Below are 5,287 nucleotides of genomic sequence, written 5' to 3'. Positions count from 1 at the left end.
TTAAGATCCACCAAAAAAAGTTCAGCCTGGTTGTATTGTTATTTTCCATTATTGTCAAGGGGTTAATGGGTTAGACTCTATTTTGAGTTTAGATTTTCGTAGTAGATGGTGGCGGCGAGGAGCGCCGCCATAGGAGTTTCTTATGGAACAGACGGGGTGGGATAGTTGAAAAGTGCTCTTTGGCTTTTCTTCAACTATTGGGCCAGTTTGTTGAAGAAGGATATTTTCTGTTTTTAGAGAAATAGAATTTAAATAAGCCATCCTCAAAATAGGTGGCTTGTGATATTTGTCATTCTTGTTTTATAAATAAAGAATCTGCTGGCATACCCTCTGGTAATTTTCATGAACAGCAATTCTCCAATTACTTAGGAAACTTTATAAATAATAACACCACTAATCCTGGGGTATATTAATAACAGTAATAGCGCAACAATGCATATCGTTCCGATTGAAGCTAAAACATTAAGGATTTTATTTGATTTTGTACTGAACAGCTTACAAAATACAATATTAACTCCAACTCCAGTAATTCCACCTAATGTATTCCCCATAAAGTCAGTTATATCGCTTGCACCTATAGCAAAGATGAATTGCAATCCTTCAAATAACAAACTAACTCCTGCTATTACTGCGATCTTTCTCAAGAAAGACCAATTTGGTTTTAGCATACTAATATAAATTCCCAATGGGATAAATGCAAGTACATTATAGATTATTTCATTAAAATCTATTTGATTATTAACATTAGCTGAACCAGCAAAAGGGATTAAGTTGATTTCCCTAAAATCCGGCAAGCTTTGGAATGAAAATTGCATTTTAAAGACTATAATCCATGTTAATGCAAATAAATATACGGCCAACAAGCCAGCAGTTATTTTTTTTTGATTGTTTTTTGAGTTTTCCATATAAATCCTCGTTTCCTAATTCTTTTCAAATTTATAATCTATGCTTTATCCTACTTTACACTATGCTATCATCTCCGAAAATTTTTCAGATTTGATCCTCTACTTTATCTTGGGATATCGGTAATATCTTAAAAATAAAAGCTAATGCAAAAAACCAATAAAATTCCCACTTTTTCATTTCTAGTCTCCTCCATGAAGTAACATGTTTTAGGATAGGAAAAACTTTTAAAATAAATAGTGGGGTAAACATTAAATTTTTCTTAAATTTTTACTTGGATTTTATTATTAATCTTCTTAGGAATTCGCCATTGGTAATTGTGTATTTAAAATAAAATTGCGATGTTTGAAGATAGATGAGAAGTTTTGTATAAAGTTGTGATACTTTATCTTTTCAATCAAAGATTTCTAAATGAGTTTTGGCTAAACTTTTTGAAAACGGAGAGTACATTCAAAAAGAAAGGAAACCATTTTGATTCCTTTTATTGCTTGGGGTTTACAGAAAACTTTTAATCAAACTTTATTCAAAACCAACACCAATAATTGATGGATTTTGACATACCTGCAGAGAAATTGTAATCAAGTCGATAAAGTTGTTCCGATAAGAATCGCTTTTCTTAATGAACGAACGGGGCAGGTTAGTTGAATAACAGTTGCAGAACTCAGTATGAAATCCTTACTTCAATGCAGGATGTAAGGATTTTTTTGTTGAATAAATAAAAATAGAATATTATGGAATTTTCGTGTGAATAGGAGAGGGTAATATGTCGTTTATGATGGTTAAAAAAGAATTTAAGCTGGTTGGATTAAAGGGTAGTGGGGAGTTTGTTAACTTTGGTAATGAAGTACCCTTGCGTGCAAAGCAACTATTAAGTCGCTTAAACGAAATACTAAATCCAACAGAGAACGAAATTGCATTATTTGAGCCTAAAAAGGATGAGGAGCATAGGATAGGTCATTATTATGTAGGGTTAATTGTGAGTGAGAAATTATATGAAGTACCAACAGGTATGGATTATATTGAAATAAATAAAAGTTTCATAACTACAAGAGGGAATATATCTAATTTGGGAGAACTTCATTTGAATTTATTGAATTGGGCAGAAGAACAAGGTTATCAAAGAGATCTCGATTCTTATATTATCGAGACATATCACCTTATGGGGGAATGCAATGAAGAAGTACAGATTTATTTACCAATTCAGGCTTAAAAGACAAATCAAAAATCTTCTTCAACAAACGGGGCAGGATAGTTCAAGAGTACATAAGGAGTTATTGAACAATTGGGTCAGATTGCGAAGGAAGGATTGCTGCCTTTACAAAAGGTAAATTAGGTAAGGATAAATAGTGGTGAACCGAAAAGAAGGCACTTTTGAGTGGAGTTATTATTTGGAATTTAATGAATAAGATTGGAACCAATGCCCATTTAAAACGTAAGTAATGTAAAGACTTAAGGTTGGGAGGCATTAGTATGAGGCAGCTTTATATTAAACAGAAGGTATTCAGTCTAAGCGGGAAATTTACAGTAAAGGATCAGCAGGAGAAGGATATATATTACGTGGAGGGAAGTTTTATGCAAGTTCCGAAGACCTTCTCCATTATGAATACAGCAAGAGATGAAGTAGCACTCATAACGAAAAAGGTGTTCAGCTTTTTACCAAAGTTTTTGGTTGAGGTGAATGGTCGAGAGGTATTAACAATAAAGAAGGAATTTTCCTTCTTAAAAGCACGATATACAATTGATGCGGCAGGCATTGAAGTACATGGTAATTGGTGGGATATGGATTTTCAAGTTTTACAGCATGGTAAAATCGTAGGTAAAGTGGGCAAGGAGTGGTTCACTTGGGGCGATAGCTACAAGGTTCAAATAATTGATGAAGAGATGGAAACGATTATTATTGCACTTGTTGTTGCAATTGATTGTGTGAAGGCTGATCAAGCAGCTGCTTCCTCATCAGCGTCGATTTAAAATAGAAGTGTAAAATTAAAAGGCTGACAGTTTTTGTAAAATCACAGCTTGAACTGGTACGGTGAATTGTATCCTAATTAAATGACTAGACCATGTGGTGGATAAAGGTAAAATCTTGTTGAACGAACAGGTGCGTTAGCTGAAGATCGGAGCTGTCTTTAAGGCAGCTCTTTTCTTATGGCACTAGGGGGCAGGATAGTTGAATAAAGACAATGGTTTTTTGTGGTAAAATTAATAGGAAAAGGATAATGAGGGGGATGACTATGGGAGGGTTGGAAATATACGAAATGCAAACTGAATTACATTCTGCACAAAATAAAAAATACGTCATACATGTGGAAGAAATATTTTGATACCTTTAGATGAACGATTCTTTATACTTAAAGTAGTTCTTATTGTAATTGCTGTATTGGTTGCCATTCCTGCCAAATGGATTCGTAAATGGTTCTGGAAGGACTAAAAATTTTTCGCATCAGTTTATTGCATATAACATATGACATGTTTTAAAGATTGTTGTCAAACGTAGTAAAGACAATGGCAAAGCCATGGGTAATGTAATACATAGTTAAATAAACATAAGTCTGCCCTGGTAGGTCAGATGCGATTTATATAGATGCAATTTCAGGATCAGTACCGACAAGCCCCTGTTTACAGTTAATTCTGTAGCAGGGGCTTATTGAAGAGACGGGGCAGATTAGCTCCATAATAAACAAGTGATTTATCCATTAATCATATATGTTAATATACAAAATAAACCAATAGAAAAATTAGGGGGATGAGTATGTTCTTACATAAGATTGATGAGGAGTTATCATTGAAACTGTTAGAATTAAAGGATGCAGAAAGAGTTTTCGAAATAACAAATCAATCCAGAGAATATCTACGAGAATGGCTTCCTTGGCTGGATAATACAACAACACTTGAAGATACAAAAGGGTTCATTAATATGTCTTTAAAAGGTATTGCTGAAAACAAGAGTGTCAATACAGTTATTATGTATAAGGGACAAATTGTTGGTGTAGCAGGTTATAACCAAATAAATTGGTCAAATAAAACTGCATATATTGGTTATTGGCTCGGAGAAAAATATCAAGGAAATGGAGTTATGACAAGAGTAGCTAAGGCATTGACTGATTATGCATTTAATGAATTGAAACTAGATAAAGTTGAAATTAGGGTTGCTGTGGAGAATAAGAAAAGTAGAGGAATTCCTGAAAGATTGGGTTTTGTTAATGAAGGTTGTATTAGACAAGCAGAATGGTTGTATGACCATTATGTTGACCATATTGTTTACGGTATGTTAGCTAAGGATTGGAATAAGTAGTAATTCATACCTTAAAGAACTAATGGGTGCGTTAGCTGAAGATCGGAGCCGTCTATAAGGCAGCTTTTTCTTTATGCAACTATCGGGGCAGGACAATTCCATAAGGAATACTATTAAGTGACATTATAGTCGGTTAAAAGCGTCAGTCCTGTTATTCCATTAAAGGGCCGGATTGAGGAGGATTGGAAAATTTTAATTCTACAAATAGATGTAAGTTCATGCTTTTTATGTAATAATTATTTTGTAGAAATGTAAAGTTGCAATTCATACATAGTGAAGGTGGGGATCATAATGGCAACGGGAACGCATACTGTAGTAGTTCCAGCAGATGTACAGGCAGTTTGGGATTATGTCAGTGATCTCGAAAAATGGGCAACGACAGTACCAGCCTATAAAGAACATGAAATCATAAATGACAAGCAATCTATTTGGACATTTGAAGGTAGTGTGAAAGGTATAAAGAAAACAATCCAAGCTCAGGTAGATATTACCGAATGGAATGAACCTTCAAATATTAAGTTTGAACTAAAAGGTTTATCAGATAATTTTACAGGAAGCGGTCACTTTACTGCAGAAGATGTTAATGGTAAAACAATAATGACTTGTACGGTGGAAATCCATGCAGGCGGATTATCTGGTGCGGTGTTAACACCAATTATTAAATGGGCTGTTCCAAAAGTAGCATCTCGTTTAACAGAATCTATCGCACGTAAAATTGCAGTATTCTCATAGTTTTCAAAGATTGAAAGCCAATTCATTTTGGAGATGCCTTCTCTGAATTATGGATGGTAACATTCCGAAGTAACCAATATAATGATATCGAGCGCTACTAGAAATTTTATAATAGCGGAAAGGGGGCTGTCCAAAAGGATGGCCTCTTTTTTAATATTCCAGAATCGCTTTTCTTAATGAGCTAACGGRTGCGTTAGCTGAAGAWCGRAGCTGTCTTTAAGGCAGCTTTTTTGTATGAAAACACAATAGTAAAAAGCCATGCTAAAATAAACCCTCCATATTCTCATTTTTTTGATGGGGGTAAATGTACTATGTCGTTATTTAACTGGTTATGCAGTTTGTTGTTCAGATGGAGCGATT

5 protein-coding genes and 1 pseudogene are annotated in these 5,287 nt (G+C 34.2%); 4 read left to right on the top strand and 2 right to left on the bottom strand.

What is annotated here, in order from left to right:
• Positions 1-365: 365 nt before the first annotated feature.
• Positions 366-905 (bottom strand): VanZ family protein, encoded by a 540-nt coding sequence (locus AC1DIV_RS29460; protein WP_340878386.1) that lies wholly within the window; start codon positions 903-905, stop codon positions 366-368.
• Positions 906-993: 88 nt separating this feature from the next.
• Positions 994-1,083, bottom strand: a pseudogene (locus AC1DIV_RS29455) (carboxypeptidase); the annotation flags it as partial.
• A gap of 583 nt (positions 1,084-1,666) precedes the next feature.
• On the opposite strand from AC1DIV_RS29455, the gene AC1DIV_RS29450 reads away from it, so the two are divergent.
• From AC1DIV_RS29450 to AC1DIV_RS29435, 4 genes are all read left to right on the top strand, one after another.
• A complete protein-coding gene (locus AC1DIV_RS29450) occupies positions 1,667-2,113 on the top strand; it encodes a GyrI-like domain-containing protein (protein WP_323599170.1) in 447 nt (148 codons plus the stop codon).
• 260 nt (positions 2,114-2,373) lie between these two features.
• Complete coding sequence (locus AC1DIV_RS29445; protein ID WP_340878387.1) at positions 2,374-2,871, top strand: LURP-one-related/scramblase family protein; 498 nt, start codon at positions 2,374-2,376, stop codon at positions 2,869-2,871.
• Positions 2,872-3,652: 781 nt separating this feature from the next.
• On the top strand, positions 3,653-4,195 hold the full coding sequence (locus tag AC1DIV_RS29440; RefSeq protein WP_340878388.1) for a GNAT family N-acetyltransferase: 543 nt from the start codon (positions 3,653-3,655) through the stop codon (positions 4,193-4,195).
• A gap of 291 nt (positions 4,196-4,486) precedes the next feature.
• Positions 4,487-4,927, top strand: a complete 441-nt coding sequence (locus AC1DIV_RS29435; protein ID WP_048687801.1) for an SRPBCC family protein — start codon at positions 4,487-4,489, stop codon at positions 4,925-4,927.
• The last annotated feature ends 360 nt before the right edge of the window (positions 4,928-5,287 follow it).

It is taken from the genome of Peribacillus sp. 05N428 (genome assembly GCF_056397085.1).
This window is presented reverse-complemented; position numbering and strand designations above follow the sequence as displayed.

Excerpts from the sequence above, each read along its gene's own strand:
- AC1DIV_RS29460 (WP_340878386.1), bottom strand. The coding sequence starts at position 905 with ATGGAAAACTCAAAAAACAATCAAAAAAAAATAACTGCTGGCTTGTTG.
- AC1DIV_RS29450 (WP_323599170.1), top strand. The coding sequence starts at position 1,667 with ATGTCGTTTATGATGGTTAAAAAAGAATTTAAGCTGGTTGGATTAAAG.
- AC1DIV_RS29445 (WP_340878387.1), top strand. The coding sequence starts at position 2,374 with ATGAGGCAGCTTTATATTAAACAGAAGGTATTCAGTCTAAGCGGGAAA.
- AC1DIV_RS29440 (WP_340878388.1), top strand. The coding sequence starts at position 3,653 with ATGTTCTTACATAAGATTGATGAGGAGTTATCATTGAAACTGTTAGAA.
- AC1DIV_RS29435 (WP_048687801.1), top strand. The coding sequence starts at position 4,487 with ATGGCAACGGGAACGCATACTGTAGTAGTTCCAGCAGATGTACAGGCA.